The organism is Anaerovirgula multivorans, assembly GCF_900188145.1.
In the GTDB taxonomy this organism is placed as follows: Bacteria; Bacillota; Clostridia; order Peptostreptococcales; family Natronincolaceae; genus Anaerovirgula; species Anaerovirgula multivorans.
The window spans coordinates 1-26,194 of the sequence record NZ_FZOJ01000030.1 but is presented as its reverse complement, the minus strand read 5'-3'; the positions used below and the strand labels follow the sequence as shown (position 1 = coordinate 26,194).

The 26,194-nt window shown below is 35.1% G+C and carries 24 protein-coding genes and 1 pseudogene; 15 read left to right on the top strand and 10 right to left on the bottom strand.

Features of this window, described 5'->3' with window-relative positions; translation table 11 throughout:
- Positions 1–139: 139 nt before the first annotated feature.
- From CHB72_RS20365 to CHB72_RS20325, 9 genes are all read left to right on the top strand, one after another.
- On the top strand, positions 140–2,929 hold the full coding sequence (locus tag CHB72_RS20365; RefSeq protein ID WP_089284719.1) for a penicillin-binding transpeptidase domain-containing protein: 2,790 nt from the start codon (positions 140–142) through the stop codon (positions 2,927–2,929).
- A gap of 384 nt (positions 2,930–3,313) precedes the next feature.
- On the top strand, positions 3,314–4,390 hold the full coding sequence (locus tag CHB72_RS20360; protein ID WP_089284718.1) for a GNAT family N-acetyltransferase: 1,077 nt from the start codon (positions 3,314–3,316) through the stop codon (positions 4,388–4,390).
- A 141-nt stretch (positions 4,391–4,531) separates the two neighbouring features.
- Positions 4,532–5,542 carry a GNAT family N-acetyltransferase gene (locus tag CHB72_RS20355; RefSeq protein WP_089284717.1) on the top strand — a complete coding sequence of 337 codons (1,011 nt, stop codon included), beginning with the start codon at positions 4,532–4,534 and terminating at the stop codon, positions 5,540–5,542.
- A complete protein-coding gene (locus tag CHB72_RS20350; RefSeq protein ID WP_176431507.1) occupies positions 5,514–6,839 on the top strand; it encodes a B12-binding domain-containing radical SAM protein in 1,326 nt (441 codons plus the stop codon). Before CHB72_RS20355 ends, CHB72_RS20350 begins: the two co-directional genes overlap by 29 nt.
- Positions 6,832–7,464 (top strand): class I SAM-dependent methyltransferase, encoded by a 633-nt coding sequence (locus CHB72_RS20345; protein ID WP_089284715.1) that lies wholly within the window; start codon positions 6,832–6,834, stop codon positions 7,462–7,464. Before CHB72_RS20350 ends, CHB72_RS20345 begins: the two co-directional genes overlap by 8 nt.
- Positions 7,461–8,810: a B12-binding domain-containing radical SAM protein gene (locus CHB72_RS20340; protein ID WP_089284714.1), complete on the top strand. Its 1,350-nt coding sequence runs from the start codon at positions 7,461–7,463 to the stop codon at positions 8,808–8,810. The genes CHB72_RS20345 and CHB72_RS20340 overlap by 4 nt, the downstream gene beginning before the upstream one ends.
- 1 nt (position 8,811) lies before the next feature.
- Positions 8,812–10,128, top strand: a complete 1,317-nt coding sequence (locus CHB72_RS20335) for a B12-binding domain-containing radical SAM protein (RefSeq protein WP_089284713.1) — start codon at positions 8,812–8,814, stop codon at positions 10,126–10,128.
- Positions 10,129–10,141: 13 nt separating this feature from the next.
- The gene (locus CHB72_RS20330; RefSeq protein ID WP_089284712.1) at positions 10,142–11,503 is read left to right on the top strand and encodes a B12-binding domain-containing radical SAM protein; all 1,362 of its coding nucleotides are present in this window, start codon (positions 10,142–10,144) and stop codon (positions 11,501–11,503) included.
- Positions 11,504–11,725: 222 nt separating this feature from the next.
- Positions 11,726–11,926 (top strand): cold-shock protein, encoded by a 201-nt coding sequence (locus CHB72_RS20325; protein WP_089284711.1) that lies wholly within the window; start codon positions 11,726–11,728, stop codon positions 11,924–11,926.
- A 42-nt stretch (positions 11,927–11,968) separates the two neighbouring features.
- On the opposite strand, the gene CHB72_RS20320 is transcribed toward CHB72_RS20325, so the two are convergent.
- Positions 11,969–12,271, bottom strand: a complete 303-nt coding sequence (locus CHB72_RS20320) for a DUF1292 domain-containing protein (protein ID WP_089284710.1) — start codon at positions 12,269–12,271, stop codon at positions 11,969–11,971.
- A gap of 115 nt (positions 12,272–12,386) precedes the next feature.
- Here CHB72_RS20320 and CHB72_RS20315 point away from each other — a divergent pair, with 115 nt between their 5' ends.
- The 3 genes and pseudogenes from CHB72_RS20315 to CHB72_RS28350 form a co-directional block, all read left to right on the top strand.
- Entirely contained in the window at positions 12,387–12,587 is a 201-nt protein-coding gene (locus tag CHB72_RS20315) for a hypothetical protein (protein WP_089284709.1), read from the top strand.
- Positions 12,588–12,655: 68 nt separating this feature from the next.
- Positions 12,656–12,961: a carboxyltransferase domain-containing protein gene (locus CHB72_RS20310; protein WP_408606582.1), complete on the top strand. Its 306-nt coding sequence runs from the start codon at positions 12,656–12,658 to the stop codon at positions 12,959–12,961.
- Positions 12,954–13,630, top strand: a pseudogene (locus tag CHB72_RS28350) (5-oxoprolinase subunit C family protein); the annotation flags it as partial. The gene CHB72_RS20310 and the pseudogene CHB72_RS28350, both read left to right, overlap by 8 nt.
- Here the strand turns inward: CHB72_RS28350 and CHB72_RS20300 are convergent.
- From CHB72_RS20300 to CHB72_RS20270, 7 genes are all read right to left on the bottom strand, one after another.
- Positions 13,600–15,030, bottom strand: a complete 1,431-nt coding sequence (locus CHB72_RS20300) for a phosphoenolpyruvate--protein phosphotransferase (protein ID WP_089284708.1) — start codon at positions 15,028–15,030, stop codon at positions 13,600–13,602. The pseudogene CHB72_RS28350 and the gene CHB72_RS20300 overlap by 31 nt on opposite strands.
- A gap of 23 nt (positions 15,031–15,053) precedes the next feature.
- Complete coding sequence (locus tag CHB72_RS20295) at positions 15,054–15,320, bottom strand: HPr family phosphocarrier protein (protein ID WP_089284707.1); 267 nt, start codon at positions 15,318–15,320, stop codon at positions 15,054–15,056.
- Between the two features lie 148 nt (positions 15,321–15,468).
- On the bottom strand, positions 15,469–16,833 hold the full coding sequence (locus CHB72_RS20290) for a PTS sugar transporter subunit IIC (protein WP_242975215.1): 1,365 nt from the start codon (positions 16,831–16,833) through the stop codon (positions 15,469–15,471).
- Positions 16,834–16,858: 25 nt separating this feature from the next.
- A complete protein-coding gene (locus CHB72_RS20285; protein ID WP_089284706.1) occupies positions 16,859–18,298 on the bottom strand; it encodes a glycoside hydrolase family 1 protein in 1,440 nt (479 codons plus the stop codon).
- 63 nt (positions 18,299–18,361) lie between these two features.
- Positions 18,362–18,661, bottom strand: coding sequence for a PTS sugar transporter subunit IIB (locus CHB72_RS20280; RefSeq protein WP_089284705.1), 300 nt, complete (start codon positions 18,659–18,661; stop codon positions 18,362–18,364).
- Complete coding sequence (locus CHB72_RS20275; protein ID WP_089284704.1) at positions 18,658–18,993, bottom strand: PTS lactose/cellobiose transporter subunit IIA; 336 nt, start codon at positions 18,991–18,993, stop codon at positions 18,658–18,660. Before CHB72_RS20275 ends, CHB72_RS20280 begins: the two co-directional genes overlap by 4 nt.
- Before the next feature lie 168 nt (positions 18,994–19,161).
- A complete protein-coding gene (locus CHB72_RS20270) occupies positions 19,162–21,852 on the bottom strand; it encodes a sigma 54-interacting transcriptional regulator (RefSeq protein ID WP_089284703.1) in 2,691 nt (896 codons plus the stop codon).
- Between the two features lie 202 nt (positions 21,853–22,054).
- On the opposite strand from CHB72_RS20270, the gene CHB72_RS27880 reads away from it, so the two are divergent.
- Positions 22,055–22,180: a hypothetical protein gene (locus tag CHB72_RS27880; protein WP_278277878.1), complete on the top strand. Its 126-nt coding sequence runs from the start codon at positions 22,055–22,057 to the stop codon at positions 22,178–22,180.
- Positions 22,181–22,380: 200 nt separating this feature from the next.
- Here the strand turns inward: CHB72_RS27880 and CHB72_RS20265 are convergent, their stop codons facing one another.
- Complete coding sequence (locus tag CHB72_RS20265) at positions 22,381–24,093, bottom strand: IS1634 family transposase (RefSeq protein ID WP_089284702.1); 1,713 nt, start codon at positions 24,091–24,093, stop codon at positions 22,381–22,383.
- A 198-nt stretch (positions 24,094–24,291) separates the two neighbouring features.
- On the opposite strand from CHB72_RS20265, the gene CHB72_RS26790 reads away from it, so the two are divergent.
- Positions 24,292–24,429, top strand: coding sequence for a hypothetical protein (locus tag CHB72_RS26790; RefSeq protein WP_176431506.1), 138 nt, complete (start codon positions 24,292–24,294; stop codon positions 24,427–24,429).
- Positions 24,430–24,758: 329 nt separating this feature from the next.
- Here the strand turns inward: CHB72_RS26790 and CHB72_RS20260 are convergent, their stop codons facing one another.
- On the bottom strand, positions 24,759–25,406 hold the full coding sequence (locus CHB72_RS20260) for a hypothetical protein (RefSeq protein ID WP_089284701.1): 648 nt from the start codon (positions 25,404–25,406) through the stop codon (positions 24,759–24,761).
- A 389-nt stretch (positions 25,407–25,795) separates the two neighbouring features.
- Here CHB72_RS20260 and CHB72_RS20255 point away from each other — a divergent pair.
- Positions 25,796–26,194: transposase (locus CHB72_RS20255; protein ID WP_242975213.1), on the top strand; the 399-nt coding region annotated here is incomplete at its 3' end.

Sequence of the window (26,194 nt, the reverse complement as noted above, 5' to 3'; positions counted from 1 at the left end):
AAAGTTACTAATTCTTTCACATCATGGCAACAGCATTGAAATTTTCCAAAATGTTGTTTTGGCAGAATAATTGAACTAAACACTTAGTTTATGCGTTTCTAAAGTAGTTGCAAATAGATATTAGAAGTGGTGATGAATCGTGTTATTGGAAAAATTGAAGGATAGATATAATATTATTATTTTAAGCTTCTCAATAATTCTACTGATTATTCTTTTTAGACTAGCTACCATTATGATTGTAGAAGGGGAGCAATATAGAGAACAAGCAGAAAATAGGATATATAAAACAATACCCTTACCTGCTTGTAGAGGAGAGATTCGTGATCGATATGGAAAATTATTAGCTGGTAACCGCCCCAGCTTTACTGTTCAAATGATGAAAAATGAAGTTGGCGATGAAAAAATAAATGAAGTTGCATTAAACATCATCAGTATATTAGAAAAAAATAAAGATAAGTACAATGATGAATTTCCAATTATCTTTACAGAAGATGGAGATTATGTATTCACCTATAGTTTAGAGATAGAAAATTGGAAGATAAGAAATGATCTGCAAGATGTGAGAACTGCTCAGCAAGCTTTTGAAGTATTAAGAAAACGTTATAATATTGAAGAAAGTGACCCAGTAGAAATACAACAACAATTTGTAAAAATACCAGATTTGAGTGTACCAATTTCTATTAGAACATGGAAATTTATAGAGGATATGGCAAGAGAGCAATGGATGCAAAGCTATAATATAGAAGATACGAATATGACAGCACATGAGGCTTTTCATATAGTTAGGAATGAAGTCTATAAAATACCAGAGGAGTATACAGACCTGGAAGCTAGAAACATAATGGTAGTTAGAGAACAATTAAGAAAACAAGGATATCTTCAATATCAACCTGTTAGAATAGCACAGGATATTTCAGAGAGTGCTGTAATAGAAATTGAAGAGAATAGCATAAATTTACCTGGAGTAAATATAGCTATAGAACCAATAAGAATTTATCCTGAGGGACAAATGGCGGCCCATGTATTGGGTTATTTGGGGAAAATATCGCAACAATATGAAATTGATAGATATATTAAAGAACAGGGCTACTTACCTAGTGATATTATTGGAAAAACTGGTATCGAACATAGTTTTGAAGAAACCTTAAAAGGAGTAGATGGTTCCCAAAGAGTAATTGTTGATTCATCTGGAAGGCTAATTAGCATTTTAGAAAGAGAGGAGCCTATTCCCGGGGATACAATATATCTAACAATTGATGCCAATTTGCAAAGGATTGTTGAAGAAGTGTTGGAAGAGGTGTTAAAAACCATTCAAGCTGGGGGAACTTATGAAACCCAGTGGGGTGCTAATAAACTTATGGGAAGAGCAGGACCCATGGTGAATGCGACCTCAGGATCAGTGGTAGTAACTGATGTTAGAACTGGAGAAGTTTTAGCATTAGCAAATTATCCAACCTATGATCCAAACCTCTTTGCAACTGGAATCAGTATTACCGACTGGAATAATCTTATACCTGAGAACGAGAAAGATCCATTAGCACCAAGACCTCTTTTAAATATTGCCTCTAGTACGGCTATACAGATAGGTTCAGTTTTTAAAATGATCGTTGGCCTAGCTGGTATTGAACAGGGCTTAAGCCCTGATTACAAGATATTAGATAGAGGGTTTATTCAAGTGGGAGGCCATAGTTTTGGTAACTGGTTATGGAATCAAAACAGAACAACAATGGGATACCAGGGGTTACATCAAGCTATTGCCCATTCTAACAACTATTATTTTTACTCAGTTGCTAATGGTTTTGACTATGGAATAGGGAGACTGCTTCCTATTGAAATGAATATGGATATTTTAATTGATTATACAAGGAAATTTGGATTAGACGATAGAACCGGTATAGAGATAGATGCACCAAGAGAAAAATCTGGTGGAATACCCAGTACTGAAAAGAAAACAAAAACTGTTAAAGCTATGCTAAGGAATCATTTGCGAAGACAAATGAAAATAGATGATCTAGATAACACAAAGGTTGAGCCTTCACCTGAATTATTGGTACAGATTATCGAGGAAATTGTCAATTGGACGGAAGAAAATCCATCAAGGGCTATTATTTATGACAGAATGTTGAATTTAGGCTTAAAAGAAGATAAAGCTAGTATTTACACTGATATTTCCAAGTATAGCTACTATAACCAAGCAAGATGGAGTGTAGCCGATACGATGAATTTTTCTATTGGGCAAGGGGAACACTTATATACACCTCTACAGGTGGCTAATTATATGGGAATATTAGCAAATGGAGGTTATAGGTATAATCTAAGCTTAGTTAGGAAGGCTCAAAGCTATAATAGAGAAAAAACTACTGAGTATCCACCTGAGTTAGTAGAACGTATTAAATTAGTAGATTATACAAATTTAGATGAGATTAAGTACGGTATGTATTTAGCTACTTCTGAAGCTGGAGCAAAAGCATACTTTAATAAATTGCCTATAGATGTTGCAGGCAAAACAGGAACTGCTCAAAGAGAAGGAAAAATTCCTCCAGTAGACGAAGTTGAATATTTGATAAAACATCTACAATCTTTTGGAGTATCAGAAGCAGCAGTTGAGCATAAAATATTTCAGTTGATGGAAGAAAACAAAGATAACCCTAGATATCAAGATACAGTATATACTATGAGAGAAGCTATTAAAAGTCTTAATCCGAGGGTGAATTTAGATCAATTTAAGGGAGATTATGATAATTTTACTTGGTTTGCTGGCTTTGCACCCTATGAAGACCCTCAAATAGCTATATCTATCCTGCTTTTTCAGGGGGGTTCTGGTGGATATGGTGCTCCAATATTTAGAGAAATAGTAGCTGAGTATATGGGTTTAAATGCAGTTGAAAAAGATGATGGATTTGTTATTGAAAGTAGGTTAACAAAATAGCTGCTGAATATGTTGTGAATATGGTACCCATTAAGGAAAATGGAGGGGCTATTAGAAGTAAAACCATTAAACTAAAAGAGATTTTTAATCGAGTCAAAAAGAATCAAAGAGAAGATTCTTTTTGACTTGATTATTATGTTTAAAAATCTAGGACTAAAAATATATAAAAAAACTCCAGGAAATATACTGAAGGCTTCGATGAAAACCAATAAATAAGTTTCTTAAACTAAAACAAGAAAAAATTAACTTATTATTCAATATAAAGAAATGCTGAAGCATGTCATAAAATAAGGAAATATGATAAGATGAAAATAAAATGAGACTTAGCAATATACCGATAGGGAAGTATTTAACTAGATTCATTAAAAGATATAGAGGTGAAATATGGAAATAAAAGTAGTTGAGCAGACCTCTGTTAACGATTATATAAGGTTTTGTAGAGAGGTTTATAATAACAACATTTATTATAGAGATAGCATGAGTGCCTCCTTAAGAAGCATCTTAACGGGAAAGTCGGAGATTTGTAAAAGTAGTATCATGAAACCTATTATGATCATTGATTCTGGAAAAATTGTAGCAGTATGTATCTTTGTCATTGTAGATAGGATGAAGGATACGCTGCAAATTGCTTATTTTGAAGCGTTGGAAAATCAAGAAAAAGCTGTAGAAAAAATAATGGATTATGGAAGACAGCTGGCAAAGGAATATCATGCTGAGAAAATTCTGGTGGGCTTGAATCTTCATGTGAATTATGGGCTAGGTCTCTTAGCCAGTCATTATGAAGAAGTACAGAGCTTTGGGAGCTCCTACAACCCACCCTATTATATTGATTACTTTGAGAAATACACCGATGAAAAAATCAATCTAGTGAGTTACAAGGCAAAGATGGACAACTTTGATTTTGGTGTAGCAGGCAGAATCATGAATAAAATCAAGAAGAAATACAATGTAAGAAAGGCTGACTTTAAGGATATTAAGGGAGAAGCTGAAATCTATACACATCTTAACAATCATGCATTTCGATGTCATAAGTTCTACTATGAAAGAAGACTAGAGGAGGATTTAGAGCTTTTTCGGGAATTTAAGCTTTTGTTAAGGGAAGAAAATTTATTATTCCTAGAATATGAAGGAAGGCCCATCGGGTTTATGCTTTGGTATCCTGACTTTAATGAACTATTAGAACCCAGTGAAGTATTGGGACTGAAGACGGTTATAAAAAACAAGTTGTTTTCCCGTAAAATCAAGAAGTTTAAGATTGTAGAGATTGGAGTGCTTCCAGAATTTCAGAAAAATGGTGCTGTTTTAGCGCTTTTCTATCAATGTCGAGAAATCGTGAAGGATCGATACGAGTTTTGTGAATCCGGGTGGATTTTAGAAGACAATCTAGCTTCCAGAGGCTTTGGATTTCGATGGGGAAATCAGGAGTCTAAGCACTATCAGGTATTTTTAATCAATGTATAGGCACACGATTTTATATTTAAATTTTAATATACACGGTCTACGGTTTCGCCCTTGTCTGAAAAACGTAGCCAAGGACTGCAAGTGTAGTCCTTAGTATATTAAAATGTATAGACGTATGTCTAATAGAAGGGTCTGTAGAATATGTTTAAGGTCTATAAAAATGCCAATGATTTACCTCCAGCGTGGGGTGAGATAACAGCAGAAAATCACTTTATGAAAAGAGATACGCTTAAGAAACTTGAGATGGTGAATCCATGTAAGCAGCAGTATCACCTTCATGAAGCAAAGAAGATGGCATTGGTAGTCTATGAGTTGAAGCTTGATTTGTTTACCTTTTCTAGGTATTTATCCTTTAAGATACTTGTAAGGATCATAGGAATACCCCTATCGGTATCAAGCTGTGGATATGCCATTGGTGATCAAGAAAATATGGAGGACTTTCATCAATATATAAAATCTCTTAAGGGCTTTTATATAATTTTGAATACCCAAGATGAATTGAAGATGGCGAGAGGTGATACGCTGCCTACTTATAAATTAAAAATCAGGTGGAGCACATTGGAGGATTATATTTCCAGTATGAGGAGCAATTACCGATATAGACTTAAAAAGGCTACCAAAAGATTTTCTGATGTCAAGATGGAAGTGCTAGAGGATAATAATCTATTTGGCGAAGACCTATATCGGTTATATGAAGAAGTATATAGTCGTTCTAATGAAAAGCTGGAGAAGCTGTCTATGGATTTTTTTAGAAGGTTTCCATCAAAAATAATAAAATTTACACTTAATGAAGAATCCATTGCCTTTGTACAGCTGGTGGAGCACGATAAAGAGCTTGTTTTCCTCTTTGGAGGATTCAAACACCAGTTAAATCAAGACTATGATTTATATATCAATATGCTTTTGGAAATTATTCACTATGGAATTAAGAAGGGCTTTGAATCTATTGATTTAGGACAAACTGCCGAGGAAACCAAATCAAAGGTAGGGGCTTCGAAGTGTTCAAAATATATGTGCCTACATCATAGTAATTCGTTTATGAACTTTGTTCTCAATAGGTTAGTAAGCAGGTTTTCCTATAAAGACTATAGGGTGGCCCATCATGTATTTAAGGGGGAAGAGGATGAAGATCCTGCTGGTGAAATGTCATAAAAAAACCATCTACTCATGGATAGAGCCCATCGTAACAGAACCTTTAGAGCTAGAGTACTTATCTGCCTTACTTGAAAAGCTGCAGCTACAGCATAAGGTTTATGATCCCCTTTTAGAAAAAAGTGACTTTGAAGAGGTTTTTCTAGCCTATGAACCGGATGTACTGCTGTTAAGTGGATATATCACTGCTGTAGATAGGATGATAGATTATTCTAAATACGCGAAAAGCAAGAGTCCTAATGTAAAGGTAGTTATAGGAGGAGTCCATGCGGAAATCAATTATATAGATTTTTTTGTTAATACAATAGATGTTATTGTCCACTCTGATGGAGTGAAGGCGTTAGAAGATTTATTAGAAATCAAATTTGATGCAGAAAAGCTAAGGAAAATTCACGGCATTGCTTTTCAAGAGGCAAGTAAGTGGTGGGTCAATAATAAAGTGAATACCTGTATAGAGAAGCTACTTTTACCCAATAGGAGCTACTTTGGAAAGTATAAAAACAGAACCAAATATCTAAATTATAGTCCTATAGCTATTATAAAAACAGCCTTATCCTGTCCCTTTAACTGTAATTTTTGCTACTGTAAGCTGTTGAATAGTGGAACCTATGCTACTAGAACAATAGATTCTGTAGTGGAGGAAATTCAAGGTATTGACTCGAAGTATATATGGATTGTAGACGATAGCTTCCTCATTGATAGGAGTAGGGTTCTTGAATTTATTAATAAAATAGAAAAGCAAAAAATTAATAAAAAATTTATAGCCTATTCTAGAGTAGATTTTATAGCGAATAATGAGGATATCATGGAGAAGCTTAAGAATATTGGTTTTATAGAGTTGATTGTTGGTATGGAGGCAGTAGAGGATGAAAAGCTAAATAATTTTAATAAAAGCTGTTCCTCTGATGAAAACAAGAGAACTGTCAGAATTCTAAAAAGCAACAATATCAGGTTAACGGCTCTATTTATTGTAGGAATAGATTTTACTATAAAAGATTTTAAGAAAATGAGAAGATGGATTCGAGAGATGAAGTTAGAAAGCTATACTGTATCAATATATACTCCTATCAAGGGGACAGAACACTATACAACCTATAGAGGTCAAATACAGACGAAAGATTGGGGAAAGTGGGATTTTTTACACTTAGTCATAGAACCCCTACACATGAGTAAAGCTTTGTTCTATTTTCAATTTTATCTGATTTATGTGGAGCAGTTCTTTAGAAGTAAATATATCAGGAGCTTTATCCTTAAGAACTTGAAAAATAGAATAAGATTTGGAGGACACAATGAGTAGACGAGAAATCTGGGATTTTTGGGCAAAAGGATATGAAGGATTATGGGTACAGAAGTATTCATTAGCCCCTACTAGAAGAGAAATACTGCTATACCTGGAGAAGCATTTAGAGAAGGATAAAAAGTACAGAATTCTAGACGTAGGTTGTGGCATTGGGCAGCTTCTCAGAGAGATAAAGTCTCGGTTTCAAACCTATGAATTAGAATTGTCAGGAATAGATTTTTCTAAAGAGATGATTCAAAGAGCAGAAGTTATGGGGGATGGTATTTCCTATCAACAGATGGATGTAAAGGATATAGAGGACTTACAAGGGCCATTCGATATCATCATTTGTACCCATTCCTTCCCCTACTACAAAGGTCAAGCCTTTGTTCTTCATCAATTTAGAAGAGTAATGAAGGATGATGGCTATCTGCTTTTGGCGCAGGCATCTCAAAACAACCTATATGACCATGTGATGATGTTTTTTGTAAAGTTTACTACTGGAAAGGCTCGGTATCCTAGTGTAAAAGCAGTGGAAAAAATGGTGGAAAAGCTTTTTCAATGTAAGCATATCATTAAAATCAAGGAGAGGTTTTTTATGCCCTCCATATACTTTTTTGTTCTAAAAGGGGATAAAACATGAATATTTTATTGATTAGACCTAGACCCCATAAGGAAACTATTGGATTACAGCATGTGATGATTTGTGAGCCTTTGGAGCTGGAGTATATCGCTTCCAATATAGATAGGGAAGATGTAAACATCGAAATCATTGATATGATTTTAGAGAAGAAGTCCCTAGAGTATTTCATAAAAAAACATCAGCCTCATGTTGTAGCCATGAGTGGATATATTACCCATGTCAATGTGATCAAGAAATATGCCGCCACAATTAAGGGTTTGAAACCAGATTGCAGGGTGGTTGTGGGTGGTGTCCATGCAGAGGTAGTGCCACAGGACTTTATTAGTAAAGATATTGATTTCATTATAGAGGCAAATGGAATAAAAACCTTCAATGAAATATTAAAGCAGCAGGATACAAGGGATATAGAGGGGACCTATAGACTAGAAAAAAGAAGCGTGAAGGAAGCCTCCTTTCCTTATAAATTCCCTGATAGAAGAAAAGTTGATAAGTATCGGCATCGGTATTACTATATGTTCCACAATCCCTGTGCACTGATGAAAACTTCCTTCGGGTGTCCCTATAGCTGTAGCTTCTGCTTTTGTAAAGAAGTTACTGATGGCAAGTATTACACCAGAAGTATTGATTCTGTTATAGAGGAGCTAAAGGAGATCCCAGAAGAAGAAATTTATATTGTTGATGATGATTTTTTGTTTTCAAGGGAACGTATTTTGGAATTTTGTCAAAAGCTAAAGAAGCACCAAATTGAAAAACGTTTCTTGGTCTATGGAAGAGCAGATTTTATCTATAAAAACGAAGATGTGATAAAACTCTTTAAAGAACACGGTCTTCGAGCGGTAATTGTAGGGCTAGAATCCTTCAAAGAAGAAAATTTAGACAAATACAATAAACGAACAAGCATACAGGAAAATGAAGGGGCTATTAAAATTTTAAAAAAGTACGATGTGGAAGTGTATGGAACCTTGATATTAGATATGGACTTCTCGAAAGAGGATTTTAATAACCTTTATGGATGGTTACAAAAGCTAGATCTAATTTTTGTGAATCTCCAACCCCTAACTCCTTTAGCAGGAACAGAGATTTACGATTCCTATAGGAAGGACTTCATTATAGATAAGGAAGAATTTGAAAAATGGGATTTAGCCCACTTGGTGTTGAAGCCTCAACAAATGACAGTAAGACAATATTATTTCCAAATGATTAAGCTGTACTACAAAATTACTATGCAACCAAAAAATATTGTGAAATTGATAAGAAAGTATGGCATCAAGGAAGTAGTAAAGCTATCGGTAGGCAGTAGCATGGTGACGAGACAATATATACAGAAGATGATAAGAGGTAAATAGAATGAAAAAACTACTTTTAATTCAATCCACCCCCTATGATGGTTTAAGAAAACCGATAAAAAAGAAGAAGTTATACTTTGTAGGTCTGGGTCTGCCCATTTTAGCTGCTTTAACTCCAAAGGACTGGCAGATCGAAATCATCCTAGAAACCATAGAGGATATTCCTTTTGATACTGACGCAGATGTAATTGCTATTGGTAGCATGGGGCATGCGGTTATCCGTTCCATTGACATTGCTACAGAGTTTAAACGAAGGGGGAAAACCGTCATACTGGGGGGATATATGGTAAGCTTAATGGCAGAGGAAGCTAAAAAGTATTGTGATAGTGTTGTGATTGGAGATGCAGAAAAGGTATGGGGAAAGGTTATCGAAGATTTTGAAGGAGGAAGATTAAAGGATTTCTATAGAGAAGAGTTAGACTTTCTTTCTACACCAATGCCTAGGTTTGATCTTATCCTCAATAAAAATATAGGAGACTTTTTACCAGTCCAAGCCGGCAGAGGTTGTCCTAACGCTTGTAGCTTTTGCTCTGTATATTGTCTTTATAAAAACAAGTATTTGAAAAGAGAGATTTCTGAGATTATAAGAGATATAGCCCAGATCAAAGAGTTAGGCTTTCATAAGTTTTTACTATTAGATGACAATATTATCTCCGATAGGGACTATATGATTGCTCTCTGTAAGGAAATTAAAAAGCTCAATATGCAATGGACCTCTCAATGCTCCATTGATATCGGAGAGGATTCAGAATTATTGGAGATTGTAGCCGACAGCGGATGTATTGCATTAAGCTTTGGGTTAGAGAGTATTTCTAAGGAAAGTCTAAAAGCTATGGATAAATCCTGGGCCAATCCCTCTAAATATCCTCAACTCATAAGAAATATTCAGGCAGCTGGTATTGATGTATCTACGGAAATGGTGGTGGGGGCTGACGGGGACACCTTACAATCCATTAGAGATACAGCTGCATTCATTGAAGAGAATAAAATAGTCGTCCCAAGATTCTATATCCTGACACCGATTCCTGGAACAAAGTATTACGATGAAATGAAGACACAGAATAGGATTTATAAGAAGGATATGTACTCCTACAATGGAAGTGAAGCCGTCCATATACCTAAGAATATGACGCCACAGCAGTTAACGGAGGCCTATTGGGATTTATACAATGAGGTGTTTTCCTTTAAATCTATAATAAAAAGAACCCTATTGAGAAAAGAATTTTATAAAAAAATGGATAGCTATCTTTTCTATTTCATGATTAATCTATACTATAGATACCAAATAAAAAGAAAAATCACCCCAAATATTATCTAGTGAGGCGAAAAGGATGAAGGTACTTTTAGTAAGAACTGCTAGAATCAAACAAGCTGTTACATTAGGAGAGTTTATGTATAGTGAGCCTATCGGGCTAGAGATGATATATGCTATGTTAGGGGATAGGCATCATGTGGAGATTTTAGATATGATGTCAGAAAAAGTTCAGTTAGAGGATAAGCTAAAGGCCTTTCAACCGGAGGTAGTAGGGATCACATCTCTCTGTATAGATGTTTTTGCGGTTAGAACTTTAGCAGAAGCTGTGAAAAAATATAATCCTCATATTATTACGATGGTTGGAGGAACCCAAACCTTTCTTAATAGTGAAGCTTTTTTTACAGATGCGATAGATCATGTAATGAAATATACCATTGTTAAAAATATTACAGCATTGTTTGATTATTTAGAAGGGGGAGAACATCCACCAATCATCGATGGAATTTGTAGTAGAGTCAACGATTTTAAAACTACAGATCAATGTGGAATCAATGAATATGTTCGTCCTAACAGAAAGGCTACAGCTAAATATAGAAGTCAATATTCCTATTTTGGGTACAAGCCCTGCGCTATCATGGGAACAGCCCAAGGGTGCTCTAAGACCTGCAGCTTTTGTTTAAGATGGAGAATAGAAGGAGCAACAGAAAAATACTTTCCCATGGATTTTGTAAAAGAAGAAATTCGAAGAATTCAAGAAGATAGTATTATGGTTTTTGATAATGATTTTCTACACAATGGAGATAGAATAGGGGAGCTTTGCGATTTCTTAGAGGAAGAGAATATTCATAAGAATTTTATTTGCTATGCCAGTGTCAATAGCATACTAAAAAACGAAGAAGTAATAAAAAGGTTCACAAAGCTAGGGTTAAGAGCTGTATTGGTGGGCTATGAAACCTTTAAGGAAGAGGAGCTAAAAAGATATCAAAAGAAATCAAGTACTGAGGACAACCTAGAAGCCAGTAGGTTTTTAAAAGAGATAGGGCTAGACGTATGGGCTTCCTTCATGGTGCATCCCGATTGGAGTGTGGAGGATTTCAAGGGGTTTAGAAGGTATTTAAAGAGATTAAATCCTGAGATATCAACCTTTTCTCCCCTAACCCCCTTTCCCAATCTTCCTTTATACAATGAGTACAAACATAGGCTTATTATTCAGAAGGAAGAATATGAAAAATGGAGCTTTGGCCAAGTTACCATAAGTCCTTCAAAAATGAGTTTAAGAAGATATTATTATGAGATGTTAAAAACCATTTTATATGTTAACATCGTCAGAAATAATACAATATATATTATCAATAGGTTTGGGATAACAACAGTTTTTAGACTCTTTAAGGGCTCAATTAAAGCATTTATAAAATATATAGGGCTGATGATGGAATAACATGTAAGAGGAGAGTTTTTACTTTCTTCATTATTTTTGGAAAAAGCTTGCATTTCATATTTTAATATGATATAGTTATATTAATCGTAAATCTTTAATCCTGAATTCACATATTGTAAAGGGTTGTTGTTTGTGAGGAAGAACCTTTTACAATGTGTGAATTTTTTATCTTTACGGGGAATAAAAAGAGCATATTAAATTAAATTTTGGAGGTAATACGAAATGGAAACAGGTACAGTAAAATGGTTTAACGCAGAAAAAGGATTTGGTTTTATTGAAGTAGAAGGTGGCAAAGATGTATTTGCACACTTCAGTGCTATTACAGGTGACGGTTTTAAATCATTAGAAGAAGGCCAACGTGTTCAATTCAACGTGGTACAAGGAAATCGTGGACCACAAGCAGAGAACATCGTAAAATTATAAGTCAAATCAAACAGCCCTTAGCAAATGCTAAGGGCTGTTTTTTTACTCTTCATCATGATTCATAGATTCTAGAAAAGCTTGAGAGGCTATTTCGTATTCTTCATTGCTTTCAATATTACTTAGTTCGGGGGCTCCGTTTCTTTCAACAAACCTGTACATTAATGCGGTTTCTGAATCATTCGGCAAAACCGCGATATATTCCTTGTTATCTGCATTAAAGATATTAAGGACGCTACATTCTACCTGCGTATTATCAACAAGCGTTAAGTAGATTTTCTTATGGTCATGATGTTCATGATGATCATGGCCACAATCACAATTAGAATCATTTTGGCAATTTCCCATGGTTTTATTCTCCTTTTATTGTATTGATTACTCTCCTATATAAATATATGCTACTATACTTTAGTTTTAGTATACATGGGTCTACGGTTTCGCCAAAACCAAAGGGATGGTTCTATTGGTTGCGGCACCTTTCAAATATGATGAAGCAGTAGAAATAATTAAAAGGATTTGCAGATTAGAAAACTATCTAGAGATTCAAAAAACCGATCAACAAACGAGAAATAAGTACTTAAAAAGATTAAAAGAAGAAGGACTATTCACGAGGCAAATATCAAGATTAACAGGCATCAGTAGAAGCATTGTTCTGAAAAGCTAACCACAAGAATTGTCCCTTTGGTCTCTGCTATGCTGGGGTTTACCCCAGGGTTTCCTTATTTGGGTGGGATGGACGAAAGAATTGCTACTCCGAGACTTGAATCCCCTAGAACTAAGATAACTGGCGGCTCTGTAGGGATTGCTGGAGGTCAAACGGGGATTTATCCTATAGATAGTCCTGGTGTATGGCAATTGATTGGTAGAACCCCTGTTCCTTTGTATGATCCACAACGGGAAACTCCTATTTTGTTGAAGGCAGGGAACTATATTGTCTTTAAATCCATAGGGGAAGAGGAATATAGAGAAATAGAAGAAGCGGCGAAAAAAGGTGCTTATCATTGTAAAAGCTACCCTAAAAAAGAGGGGGATGATTAGCAGGGGACAAATTAAAATCATCAAACCAGGACTTTTGACGACGGTACAGGATTTAGGAAGAAGTGGGTACCAGCAATATGGGGTTACTGTATCCGGGGTTATGGACAATGTTTCTGCTAGATTAGCAAACATTTTAGTAGGAAATGACGAAGGAGAAGGACTTTTAGAGGTCGCTATGCTGGGGCCGGAAATAGAGTTTTTAGAGGATATGGTGATTGCTATTACAGGAGGAGACTTGCTCCCGGTGTTAAATAATCATGCTGTGGCTATGGGAAAGAGTTTGTTAGCACCAAAAGGGGATAAGTTAGCCTTTAGAGGTATCAAAAACGGATGTAGAAGCTATATTGCCTTCTCAGGTGGAATCCAAGTGCCTATCCTGATGGGAAGCAAAGTAGAGGGAGTATTGGGGGCCATGAAGGCAGAGCCCTAAAGTCAGGGGACATTTTAGTTATCGGAAATCCTGGAAATTCTTTGAATCTGTTGACGGGAAGAGAACTTCGTGAAAACTGGTATGAATACAATCGTACTATAGAATTAAGAGTAGTTTTGGGACCTCAGGAGGATGCCTTTACAGAAAAGGGATTGAAAACCTTTTTGGGTAATGAATATGCAGTCACCAATGAATGTGATAGAATGGGCTACAGGCTTGAAGGGGAGAAGATTGAACATAAAGAGGGTGGAGACATTATTTCCGACGGAATTGCCATGGGGGAAATACAGATTCCGCACCATTTCCCTTCGTTGTGGGCAGCGTCAATGGTCATTTTTATTAGTTTCAGTACTGCAGGGTGCATAGGATTATATAGATAAGACACATTTTCATTCATTCGATCTGCTGCTAAGGTATACTGGATTAAATCGTTCGTTCCAATACTGAAACCAATACTGAAAAAGTCCACATGTTTGGCAAGCTTATGAGCCATGATAGCTGCTGAAGGTATTTCTACCATTATACCTGTTTCAATCTTTTCATTATAGGGCTGGCCTTCGTGATTAAGCTGAAGCATACAATTTTTTAAAAGCTCTTTTGCCTCCAAAAACTCCTCCAATGAGGCAATCATTGGAAACATGATTTGAATATTTCCGTAGGCTGAAGCTTTAAGTATAGCCCTAAGCTGAGTTTTAAAAAGGTCTTTGTGGTTTAGGCAAAGTCTTATGGCTCTAAAGCCTAAGAATGGATTCATCTCTTCTGTAGGAAAATCATCCCTATCCATGTACAAAAATTCTGTTCTAAATAGTCCTACTCCTTGGGCTCCCATCTCCAATGCTTTATCAACATCCTTTGGAGAGCCAATATTAGCGGCAACAATCACTTCTTTACCTAACTTCGTTACTGTTTTTCTACCAATTAACTCTTTTAATTGTTTCTGATCCTCTTCAAACTTTTTCTTCTTTCCTTCATATATTTTTTTTGTTTCCTCATCGCAATTAATAAAAACTACATCCTCTACACCATCTACAATAATAAAATCTCCTGGTTTTACTGTTGTTGTTATGTTCTCCATTCCAACAATTGAAGGGATTTCCAGTGTTCTAGCCATAATAGCACTATGGGAGGTTGTACCTCCTATATCTGTTAGAAAGGCTGTAACTTTACTTTTATCTAATTGCGCAGTATCAGAAGGAGTTAAGTCATGGGCAACAATAACGGAGTTCTCTGGCAACTCCTCCTGGAAATCATTTTCTCCCATTAGATTTCTAAAAACTCTTAGGCCTACATCCTTTATATCTGCTGCCCTTTCTTTTAGATAGCTGTCCTCCAACTGTGAAAATATTTCTACATAGTCGTCTACAACCTGCTTTAGGGCTTTTTCAGCCCCTATGTTATGTTCTTCAATCATTGAAATTGCTTTGGCAATAAATTCGGGGTCCTCCAGCATCGCCATATGACTTTGAAAAATTGCTGCTTCCTCCTTGCCTATTTCATCATGGGTTTTCTCCTCTAACCTCTGTTTTTCCCTATGGAGATCAGTAGGTTCTTGATTTACAGCTACTATTTCTGTTGTTGACCTGATATAGACTATTCCCATGGCATATCCCTTCGATGCAGGAATTCCTTTTTTTATCATCACACATCCCTCCAAAATGATGGCTATTCTTCACCAAACTTAGATTTTATTAATGCTACTACTGCCTCTATTGCCTCTTTTTCGTCATCTCCTTGAACATGGATTTTTATTGGAGTATCTTTGCTGATACATAAGGATAGCAGGTTTAATAGGGATTTCGCTGAACCCATTTTTCCATCTTTTTCTATAGTGATAACGGATTTGAATTTTGATGCTGTTTTGATTAGCAACGATGCTGGCCTAGCATGAATGCCTGTTTCATTGGTTACTGTTACATCTTTTGATATCATTTTATCCCTCCATATCTTTATATCGTATCATTTAAAGAAGTATTGTTATAAAATATTCTCTTGCAGAAGCTTATACTTAAATTAAGTAGCGTGGCATTCTTCCATGCTACTTAATTTATATAGACCTAAAAACGAACACTATCTATGCCTAAGCTTCAACAGAAACCTTCTCATTTTCATAGGCTTTATTATCAATCATTCTAAAGAAGGGTAGATAAACAATAGCTGATATAACTACTATAACTACTTGGAATAAAGCAACTCTCCATCCTGCTACACCTCCTGCTAAAAAGCCTGACATAATTATAGGTGTTCCCAGCGGAATGATTGTTGTCAGCCTTGGCAGGATATTTATTGCAGTTAGAACATAAGCTAAACTTGATGAAACTAAGGGAGTTACAATCCAGGGAATCATCATATAGGGGTTTAGTACCATTGGTGTTGCAAATACTAAAGGTTCGTTTATGCCACATATATTTGCAAGAAATGCCAGTTTACCAAGGGTTTTGTATTGCTTGCTTTTTCCTCTAAGCATCATATATATACATAACCCTAGGGTTATTCCAGAACCCCCCACTACAGCATAGGCACTGAAAAAGGACCTGTTAATAATGTTTGGAAGCTGAAAAACTGAAACTCCAGCATTCATAGCTTCGATATTGGCCATTGTTAAAGATGTCCATAAGGGATAAAAAATTGGTAATATTATGGCTGCTACCCCATGGATGCCGAAGAACCACAATAGCTGGGCTACAAATATAGCAAATAAGAAGGAGGCTAGATTATTTCCAAGAAACATTTCCATTGGAGCCTGTACAAAATAGTAAACCATTGAATGTATTCCCGTAACTCCATTAGCAGGAATGCTGGCCACAACTTTATTAAGTACTATAAATAATCCTATAATCACAAAGCCGGGTGCTAAACCTGCAAAGGATTTCGTAATTGTAGGAGGCACTCCATCGGGCATTTTGATTGCCATGCCCTTTTCTAGTAAGAAATTGTATATAACTGCTGTTGATAATCCCACAATGATTGCAACAAATAAACCCTTTGCCCCTAGCCAATCGAAGGGTAATACGTTTCCTCCAGGTACAGAAACCCCTTCAGGTAAAAGGATATTGTTATTGGATAAAAAGCCATTGATTATATTGCCAGTGTTTGCTATTGGTGTTATTGCTAAAAATGTAAATAGTGCAATCATTCCTGCAATTCCTGGGTCCTTATCATAGGTTTTAGCTAAGCAATAGGCGATAAAGAACACTGCATATAGGGCTAGCATATCATTTGTAACCATATTGGGAATAGCCAATAGGGGCTTAATTCCTATGGAGGTTATGAAATTCTGATAAGCTGGAATAGCCATAGAGTTTAATAAAGAAAATATAGAGCCTATGATAATAACCGGCATTAAGGTCATAAAGCCATCACTTATTGACCTTAGATATTTGTTTGCGGATATCCTATTTGCAGTTGGGACTACTTTCTCCATAACAAAATCTTTCATTTCCATTTAAATCCCCACTTTCTTTATTGTTTTATAGATTCTCACCATTATTTTTAATTACTCCCTGATACCAATAAAAGCTTTTCTTTGGAATACGGGCTAAATCTTTTTCATCTTCATCACTTCGGTTAATATAAACTAATCCATAACGTTTTCCAAAGCCTTGACTGGTGGAAAGTAAATCCATAAAGCTCCACACACAATAACCAAATAATTCAGCTCCATTATTTATTGCATCATGGCAAGCCTTAAGGTGCTTACTAACATAATCTATACGTCCTAGATCCTTTACATTACCATCCTCCTCTAAGATATCTGTGGATGCAAAACCATTTTCAGTAATAATTAAAGGCAGTCTATATCGATCATATAATTTGTTTATTGCCATCCTTAGGCCCATTGGATCAACATTGGGCATCCATTCGGTTTTTGTATCCTTTAAATAGGGGTTTTCTACAGTTTTAAAGAGACCAGGAATATCCATAAAATTGCTCTTTCTCTTTCTTATATCATTTCCTTCGTATTCTAGATTCTCAATTCTAGTAGGACCCCTATCGATGCTTACACATTTACTACCATAATAATTGAAGGCTATAAAATCTGGTGTTGCCTTCTTCATTAATTCTAAATCCCCCTCATAGATTTCTGGAGTATAGCCTTTTTCGTGTAAATAACTGAAGGCTAGGTGGGGGTATTCTCCCTTAACATTTAAGTCTAATAATAGCCAGTTATGTATTTCTTCGAGATAATGGGCTGCTAAGGTATCTTGAGGGTCACTGGAGGCCGGATAGGCTTGGAAAAAAGCTGGCGCTGGTCCAATTTTACCCTCTGGACACAGCTCTCTAAATGAGAGTATAGCTTTGGACTGTGCTACGCACATATTATGATGCATTTGATATTTCATCTTAAACCATTTATCGGGGTCTTCATCCTTTACTCCATAAAACCCAGGTATTAAAAGAGAAATATTTTGCTCATTGATGGTTTGCCAATACTTTACCTTATGCCCAAATCGTTGAAATAAAACCTTTGCATAGCTTACATAATCCTCGATGGATTGACGGGATAGCCATCCACTATAAAGATCTACCAAAGCCTGTGGTAAATCAAAATGTAAAATTGTAACGAGAGGAATAATATTGTGGTCTAATAGTTCATCAATAAGATCATCATAAAATTGTAAGCCCTTCTCATTTACTTCTCCATTTCCCTTTGGAAATACTCTGGGCCAGGATATGGAAAAACGATAGGTTTTTAACCCTAGCTCAGCCATTAGAGCCACGTCTTCTTTAAAGCGGTGATAATGGTCTGCCGCCATCTTTGTATCTGTAATACCGGGTCTTGGTGATGGAATATCCTTAACAGATAAACCTTTTCCATCCTCAAGATATCCCCCCTCCACTTGAAATGCTGAGGTAGATGCTCCCCATAAAAAATCCTTTGGGAAAGACTTTTTTATTTTGTAATTCATCCACTAATCACTCCCTATGACCAATTTTTACTGTTGTTTTATTTATGAAAGAAAAATAAATAACTACATTGACAATGCCTTTTTGAGTACCTTTTCGCCGTTCATCATGCCATAGTCAATACTATCGATAATATCCACCTTGATTCCCTTTGGTTCGTAAAGGGTTTTATATTTTTTAAATAGAAATCCTACTTGAGGTCCTAAGAGAAGTATATTGGTATCGTTTTCAAGCTCCTTAAAATTACTTTCTGCTACAGATCTGATCTCTACCTCCTCTCCTGATTTTGCTGCTGCTTCTTTCATTTTTGTCACCAATAGACTTGTTGACATACCAGCACCACAAATTAAAGTAATTTTTTTCATTTTTTTTCCTCCCTTTTATGATTTTGTAATTGAAGATTCTCATACATATCAATAAATTCCTCAGCCAAATCCCTTATGGTCATGGCATTCATAAGGTGGTCTTGGGCATGGATTAGAAGTAATGTTATGGTCTTGGGATTACCAGTAGCTTCATCTTGTATCAGCTGTGTTTGGGCTTGATGTGCTTTTGATAGCTCTGCCCCTGCCTTTTTATGAAGCTCCCTTGCCTCTAGGATATTACCAGCTTTAGCTGCTTGAATGGCTTCCATTGCCTTACTTCTTGCGTTTCCACTGTTTACAATTAGCTCCATAATTATCTCTTCATAATTCATCTGAAACATTCCTTTCGTCATAGTATTGAATTGATTATTGTTAGTAATTTTATAAAATTTTATAGTTAGAGTTTTGATATGATTATATAAAGCAATTATCATGCCAAAACACTAAAACACTAGGCAATTGAAACAAAAAAACATCCCTATATTAGGGATGACCAGATTCTAATCTATAAAATTACTTGGGTTAAAAAAGAGCATAATATTGCAAATTTCATCATCTGATATCACAATATCGTATTTATTCATTATATCTGCACTTGCATTTTTAACAACTTTATAAAGCTGGGGATGTTGTGATATATATTGATCTCTTTCCTTAAAGGGTTGAATTTCTCCTCCTCCCTTTAGTCGATCCAGCATACAAGCTATATGTAAGGTAATACCGATCAATGCTTTTGTATCAATTTTGATATTCAACTTGTTTTCAATGGCCTTGGTAAATTTCTTTATATCTTTAATAGATTTTTCTGCTGATATATGAATTAGAAGATTTTTAAGTGTATCGGCAATTTTAAAATAAGTGGTTTCAATGTCTATAATTTTTTGCATTTCCAATGTTGCTTCTTGACTAAATACCTCTTCGATCCCAAATAAGGGGGCTGTTGTCTCTATAGTGAAGGGGGTGACAATAAAGATTATTCTATTGAACCGATCAATGTTTTTAAGGCGTAGGTTAATATTTTCCCTTCCAACTAGATTAATGGGGATGATATCCAATAAGTTCTTATCAAACTCAAGCTGTCTCTCAAGTAATTCTTTAATCGCTGTAGCGCTTCCTTCTCCAGTGGTACACAGGGTTATGATTACAAGCTTAGTATCGAATCTTTCATCCATTTTAGCTTTTCCTGCAGGGTCACCAAAAAAGTTATCAATATGGAGTAGGTCTGTATATATTTCCTCTAAGGAATATCCTAGCATCGCCTTTCTAGTTGCTTCAATTACATGTAATGTACTTACTAGGGAAATTGTCTTTGTTTGGATTCCCAGTTCTTTCTCTACCTCTTCTCCGAAGGTTGTTAAAGAACCCATATCAACCAGCAGTAAAACATCAGATGTTATGTCTGATTCCCTTAAGTATGCTATCAATCTTGCGAGGACAGACTTTGGATTTTCATCTAGAGGAGCATTGATACCAATGGCATGGTTTTCTCCCAGTAGGTTATTGGCAGCTTCCACCATAGAGGTTGCGGTGTTGTTCCCGTGGGCAATTACAATTACCTGTACATCATTAATATCCTTTGTAGTATGGGTATCATCATAAACAAAAAACATGGCTAAAAACCCTGCTTCATCAATTGGCAATGTAATTTCAAATATCCTCTCCATGATCTTGAGACAATCAACAGCAGTGTTAAATTCCTTTTTATAAGCAACCCTTATTTTATTAAGCTGAGGATTTACTATTTTTTTATTTCTTTTTATCCGATCAAGGGCATGGGCAATATGTACAGTCATTCCATAAAGAACTTTTTTACTTAGGGGCCTATTCAGACTTTTTTCGCTGTAATCTAAAACTTCTTCTACAACCTTGATTATGTCCTTTCCTACAATGTTTTTTAAATTAGAGATATCTGAATTCCTATTGATTCTATAGATATATTTTGTATAGTATTCCTCTATAGACTTTTCCAACTCTCCTTCTATTGCACTACTACTAAAACCCCTAGCTCTAAGCTCGTGGATGTCCATATCGATGATCTCATAAATACTTTTTTCATCATTGTCTAACTCTAAAAGCATATTTTCTTCGCTCTTATCAAATATACAATACTTAGTATTAATTCCTATTAATTTATTCCAAAGCTGACGATCTTCTATTTCCATCTTATAAAGTCCGTCTCTTATATAGGAAGGGAGATCCATACTTCGTATTCGAATATTTTCTTTATTATTGGATACATAATCGGCATAGGCTTTTGCGCAGGCCAGCTGAATATCGGTTTTTAATTGCCCTACATTATTTTTACACTCGTAGTTTAGCAATGCCCTCATGGAGTTTACAGACACTTCTATCGGTTTTCCTAACCTAGATGCCTCCTCCCGAAAAAAGATACCAATCAGGTGAAATCTTTCATCAAAGCTTCTTTCCTGTAAATTAGATATACGTAATACCATAGGGATTCTTCGGGTAAAGGTTTTCAATAATGTTGATTCGGGGTTTTCTGTAGTGGCTGATATAATTAATACCTTAGCTTTCCGTTCGAGTTCGGTTTCTCCCAGCCTTCTAAAGGTGCTCCGATCCATAAAGGTAAAAAACATTTCTTGTCCTTCGGGAGGAAGCCTATGAACCTCATCTAGAAACAATATCCCTCCGTCAGCTTTTTCTATTAGTCCAGCTTTGTCATAATCTGCTCCTGTATAGGCACCCTTTCTGTGTCCAAACAATTGACTGATTAATAACTGAGGATTATTGGCATAGTCAGCACAATTAAAGACTATAAATGGAGAGTTCTCATTCATTTTATTCATTTCCACTGCGTATCTATGAATGAGCTCAGCAAACATTGACTTACCAACACCTGTTTCTCCTAAAATCAACATGTGCATTCCATTTGGGGGATATAGGACTGCAGCTTTTGCTTGTTCTATTGCTGAATAAAGACTGGAGTTTTTTTGAGAAAATCGATCAAGGATTGTGCCTTCTTTATTTGGGCTGTTTTTTTCTGCGGGGCTAAACAGCACTGGTCTTGTACGATCATCCTTTATCACCATTCCCTCTTGGCACAGCCTATTTAAGTCACTGCTAACATTAGCTCTACTAAGACCCAATACTTCTGCTAAAATTGAGGCGCTTACCCTATCACCTGTATCCATTTCTTTAAGTTTGTCATAAACTATATCAATTCGTTTCACAATCTTAACCTCCAATAGGATTAAGTGTATGATTGAATAATCCATAATGATTTTTTATGTTATTTTATCATATTAAGGAGCCCTAGAGAAGCAAAAAAATACAATATTATCCAAGTAGGCTAAAAATCTAACAAATATCCATGGGATGTCTGCTATTTATTATACAGTAATTTACGAGTAGTATTTTTACTAGGTTTTTAAGTTGTCAGCACTACAGGTGATGGAAATTCCTGCTTCGTACGAAGAGGAAGTAGGAAAAATTAGAAAAGTTTATTCAATGGTTAATGGAAAGCCCTATGAGGTTATGGTGGAGGAGCTAAAAAGTTAAGTATACTACATCCTCGAAATAAATTCGGCTATGATTCAGAAGGAGCAACACATTCTTTGAATTATAGCGGAATTTTATTGTTGGAAAGTCTATTTTTATGATATTATCTCATCTTTGACAGTTGCGAAAGAAAGCTTGTAACCTATTGGTAAAACTAGGATTCAAGCTTTCTTTATGTGTTCAAAAAGTGCGTAATTTTTTTAGCTTTTCGTGTCTTTAAAAATTTTTTTCATCTGGGTGTTTTTTATGATTTGATAATCCGTTCTGAATCCAAAAGTCTCATGAAGAGCATCTGAAAAATCTGTTCTAGTATAAGTTGGAATATAGCCATCGCCAGGAATTTCGTAAAAATTCATTTCCCTTAATCCTCGTACAATTTCGGTACAGGTGAACTTACTATTTAATCGCTTTTCAAGATATCTATAGAGTACCATCGCTAAGAAACATGTTGTAAAATGCGCTTCAATACGATCATCTCTCGTTAAGTACACAGGTCTTGCTTTAAATTCACTTTTCATAATTCTAAAGCATTCTTCAATCTCCCAACGTCTGTGGTTAACTTTGATGATCACGGATGCCTCATCTTCTAAGTTGGTGCATACTGCATAAAAGCCATCATAAGCTTCTTCTTTCGCAATAACTTCTAAATCAATGCAATAGATGTGTTTTTCAGCGACTTCACCATTTGGTGTGACACTTGTTTTTTCAATAAATCTTTTGTAGTCGTTCTGATTGCTTTTTTTCAGCTTCGAAGGATTAGTTTCAATAACCTTAACAGCACGTTCAATCTGTGCATTTCGAATCTTTCTTTGGTAGTCTCTATATTTAATAGAATATGTAACGATTAACTTTTGCTCCAAACCATTTTCTTTGATCCAGCGTTCTTTATAGAATGTTTTGTCTGTAAACTGATCTTCGTCAATATCAGAGATGTCATAAATCTTTCTATCATCTTTTAAATGCCATCCTTCATTAGAAAGCGCCCAGTCTTTAAGGTGCTTTTTAAGTTTTTTGACAGACTGTGTTGTGATAAAAGCGCGCTCATCTTGATCATTAAATTTTCTATTGTCATTGGATGCTAGCCCGGCAACTGTGCAGACAACGAATCTTGAGAGCTTGAAATCATCGAGTATTTTTTGCTCTAAAGGTTTCAAAGTGAGCTGTTCATTGGTATTACCTTTATTGATGCTAAATGCCAGTGGAATACCGTCACCATTCATAAAGAGGCCCATTTGAACGATAGGGTTAGGTTTATGCTCTTTAGAATAGCCATACTGTTTAAGCCCTTGTTCTTGTTCAATCTCGAAGAAATAATTTGTACAGTCATAATAAAGAATGCTCGAATTTCGCTTAGATACTTTTTGACTGTTTTTATAGAGCTCGGCTTGAATAAAGTCTGTTTCCTTTGAAATCACTTCAAGGGCTCTATAAATATGCTGAATATCAAAGTCAGGCTTTTCAAGGAACGTAGAAGATAGATTGTAGGTGCAAAGCTTAGACCCAGGAAAAATAATTCTACCATATAAAAGCCTTGAAAGTACGGAATCAAGATTAAAAGTGAATTTATGTCGATCAGACATCTCTTTGCAGATTTTGTGAAGCCCTAATTCGTGATAAATCTTTTGTAGGAATAGATAACCGCCATTAAAAGAACGTTGATTTTCTTTTTCAATAAGTTTTGTAGGCGAGTATTGAACCATGATTTTACTGGTTTCTTCTTTTTCTTTTTTATTGAGTTCTTCGATATATTTTTTAGCCCATTCGATAGGATCTTCGCCGTTTAACTTTTTAAGTAGTTCGTCGTATGTACCTAGTTTTTTTACAATTTTAGATGTACGTTTCCCTTTAGTAGTAACATCTTTAATAACATAAAGAGATGAAGCATCTTTTGATTTAGAAATTTTTAATCTCATAGGCACCTCCCGGATATACTACTATTATATCACAGTACGAAAAGGTACGAAATAGTTAAATCAAAAAAATAAGCCTTTTCAAAGTTTTGAGGTGGATTTGTTTTTTACAAGTGTCAAAGACCCGTGCCGTTTCCTTGACAAATGTTAATATTATGATAATATGAAGCATATAATATATATGAAATGGAGGAGAATATTATGATGGAAGGTTTATTTCTTGGCCTAATTCTTTTTGTGATCCTACTTGTAATCATGCATATTTTAAAAAAATATATGGATGTGGCAAATGTTATTGGAGAGAAAATCATAAGTTTTTTTTCATCATTTATTAAATAGAAATTAATTTTAGCTTCAATTTTTAGTTAAAGAAAATATAATGTTGTGTTCTATTATAAATATAAAAGAGGTTCTCTCTTAAAAATTATCTACAGCTCTTGTTGCTCTCCTCCCTTGAGGATATGATTTCATGAGTTTGGAGAAATTAAAGTGTGTGTTGAATTTGATGTGTCCATTTTAATTAATAAGGCTACAATTGAATAATGTTTAAATCAAGACCAAGGCATTTTACGTCAATTTTATTAATAATAATTCCATAAAAAATAAAGCAATCGCACTTAATCCAATTTTAAGTGCGACTACTTTTAGGACAAATCTTTAGCAGTGTGCTATATATCAGAAACTCTAAAATTTCTATAGCCTTCAAAATCTTGTTCTCCAACTTTGAGGAGGCCCCATTGAATTACAAGGTAGCTTTCTATAGTATACTCATATTCCAACTTTAAATAACTACCCTGTAGTGAAGTTATGCATTTATCTACAGATATAGAACTTGTATAACCAAATTCATCAGACACTATTCTAATATCTCCACCTGTTGCTCTAACCCATGAAGTTCCCGAATATTCTCCGTATGCAAGATGTCTTACAGTACAATATAGTCGTTCTGCGTCAAAGTATACAGTTGCAACAGGGTTCCTCATAACATTAAAGTCTTCTTCATCATTAAATTTTGTTTTTATATTATTTACATTATCCTCAACAACTATAGTCGATTTCTGTTTAAATTCTTCAATAGCTTCTTGAAGTTCTCCTACTGTTGTAATTTTATAATCAGTCATTGGTTCATCCGATTTTACAAAATCATTTTGAGCTATATCAAGGTAATCTAGAACGTTATAAATGTTATCTTCTGTAATTATAGTTTCAGATGATATGTTGTCTACTTCTAAAATTTGAAGTGAATTCGCAGAACTTGTAAATGTCGATACTAACAAAAGTATAAAAATCAGACATAAACTTATTATTTTTTTCACTTTAACACATCCTCTCTTATACAAGAGTATCATATTAACTTTTTTCCTTATCTCGAGAAAAACTGCACCTTACTTCTTTCAATCACTCTTCTTCGGAGAATCTCGAGCAATTTCATTCATAACATTCCACCACCCTTCGGTTAAATTGGATTATGATGAAGGTATAATGTACAATGTAAGAAATCATAATTATGAAATAAAACTAAGACTCTGTCTCCTTACCTCACCCCCATACTACCAACTCTTCCCTTATCCCACAATAGATAATGGACAAACGGTATGTTTATCCATTTGCTATTTACAACAACCAAGGGAACAACCAAGGGGACGGTTCTGTTGGTTGAGTCACCTCCAAATATATGATAACATAAACTTGGAGGTGACTTTTTATGCCAAGAAAAGCAAGAGAGAAGAGCGAAAGCGGTAACTATCATATAATTTTACGAGGAATTAATAAACAAATTATATTTGAAGATGAGGAAGATAACACAAAATTTTTACAGACATTGAATGAGTATAAAGATAAAAGTGGATATAAGATTTATGGATATTGCTTGATGGGAAATCATGCGCATATCCTTTTACAAGAAGTAGAAGAGGGAATAGAAACAATCATGCGACGTATAGGGTCAAGCTATGTATATTGGTACAACTGGAAGTACAAGAGGTGTGGTCATTTGTTTCAAGATAGATATAAAAGTGAGCCAATTGAAAATGAAAGCTACTTTTTAACAGTATTACGATACATACATCAAAACCCTGTAAAAGCAGGAATAACAAAGGATATT

Bases quoted from the DNA above. Each gene is read 5' to 3' on its own strand.
- CHB72_RS20335 (WP_089284713.1), top strand. From the start codon at position 8,812: ATGAAAAAACTACTTTTAATTCAATCCACCCCCTATGATGGTTTAAGA.
- CHB72_RS26790 (WP_176431506.1), top strand. From the start codon at position 24,292: ATGATGGAAGGTTTATTTCTTGGCCTAATTCTTTTTGTGATCCTACTT.
- CHB72_RS20310 (WP_408606582.1), top strand. From the start codon at position 12,656: ATGGACGAAAGAATTGCTACTCCGAGACTTGAATCCCCTAGAACTAAG.
- CHB72_RS20290 (WP_242975215.1), bottom strand. From the start codon at position 16,833: ATGGAAATGAAAGATTTTGTTATGGAGAAAGTAGTCCCAACTGCAAAT.
- CHB72_RS20340 (WP_089284714.1), top strand. From the start codon at position 7,461: ATGAATATTTTATTGATTAGACCTAGACCCCATAAGGAAACTATTGGA.
- CHB72_RS20280 (WP_089284705.1), bottom strand. From the start codon at position 18,661: ATGAAAAAAATTACTTTAATTTGTGGTGCTGGTATGTCAACAAGTCTA.
- CHB72_RS20320 (WP_089284710.1), bottom strand. From the start codon at position 12,271: ATGGGAAATTGCCAAAATGATTCTAATTGTGATTGTGGCCATGATCAT.
- CHB72_RS20330 (WP_089284712.1), top strand. From the start codon at position 10,142: ATGAAGGTACTTTTAGTAAGAACTGCTAGAATCAAACAAGCTGTTACA.
- CHB72_RS20350 (WP_176431507.1), top strand. From the start codon at position 5,514: ATGAAGATCCTGCTGGTGAAATGTCATAAAAAAACCATCTACTCATGG.
- CHB72_RS20295 (WP_089284707.1), bottom strand. From the start codon at position 15,320: ATGATATCAAAAGATGTAACAGTAACCAATGAAACAGGCATTCATGCT.
- CHB72_RS20355 (WP_089284717.1), top strand. From the start codon at position 4,532: ATGTTTAAGGTCTATAAAAATGCCAATGATTTACCTCCAGCGTGGGGT.
- CHB72_RS20345 (WP_089284715.1), top strand. From the start codon at position 6,832: ATGAGTAGACGAGAAATCTGGGATTTTTGGGCAAAAGGATATGAAGGA.
- CHB72_RS20300 (WP_089284708.1), bottom strand. From the start codon at position 15,030: ATGATAAAAAAAGGAATTCCTGCATCGAAGGGATATGCCATGGGAATA.
- CHB72_RS20325 (WP_089284711.1), top strand. From the start codon at position 11,726: ATGGAAACAGGTACAGTAAAATGGTTTAACGCAGAAAAAGGATTTGGT.
- CHB72_RS20265 (WP_089284702.1), bottom strand. From the start codon at position 24,093: ATGAGATTAAAAATTTCTAAATCAAAAGATGCTTCATCTCTTTATGTT.
- CHB72_RS20285 (WP_089284706.1), bottom strand. From the start codon at position 18,298: ATGAATTACAAAATAAAAAAGTCTTTCCCAAAGGATTTTTTATGGGGA.
- CHB72_RS20275 (WP_089284704.1), bottom strand. From the start codon at position 18,993: ATGAATTATGAAGAGATAATTATGGAGCTAATTGTAAACAGTGGAAAC.
- CHB72_RS20360 (WP_089284718.1), top strand. From the start codon at position 3,314: ATGGAAATAAAAGTAGTTGAGCAGACCTCTGTTAACGATTATATAAGG.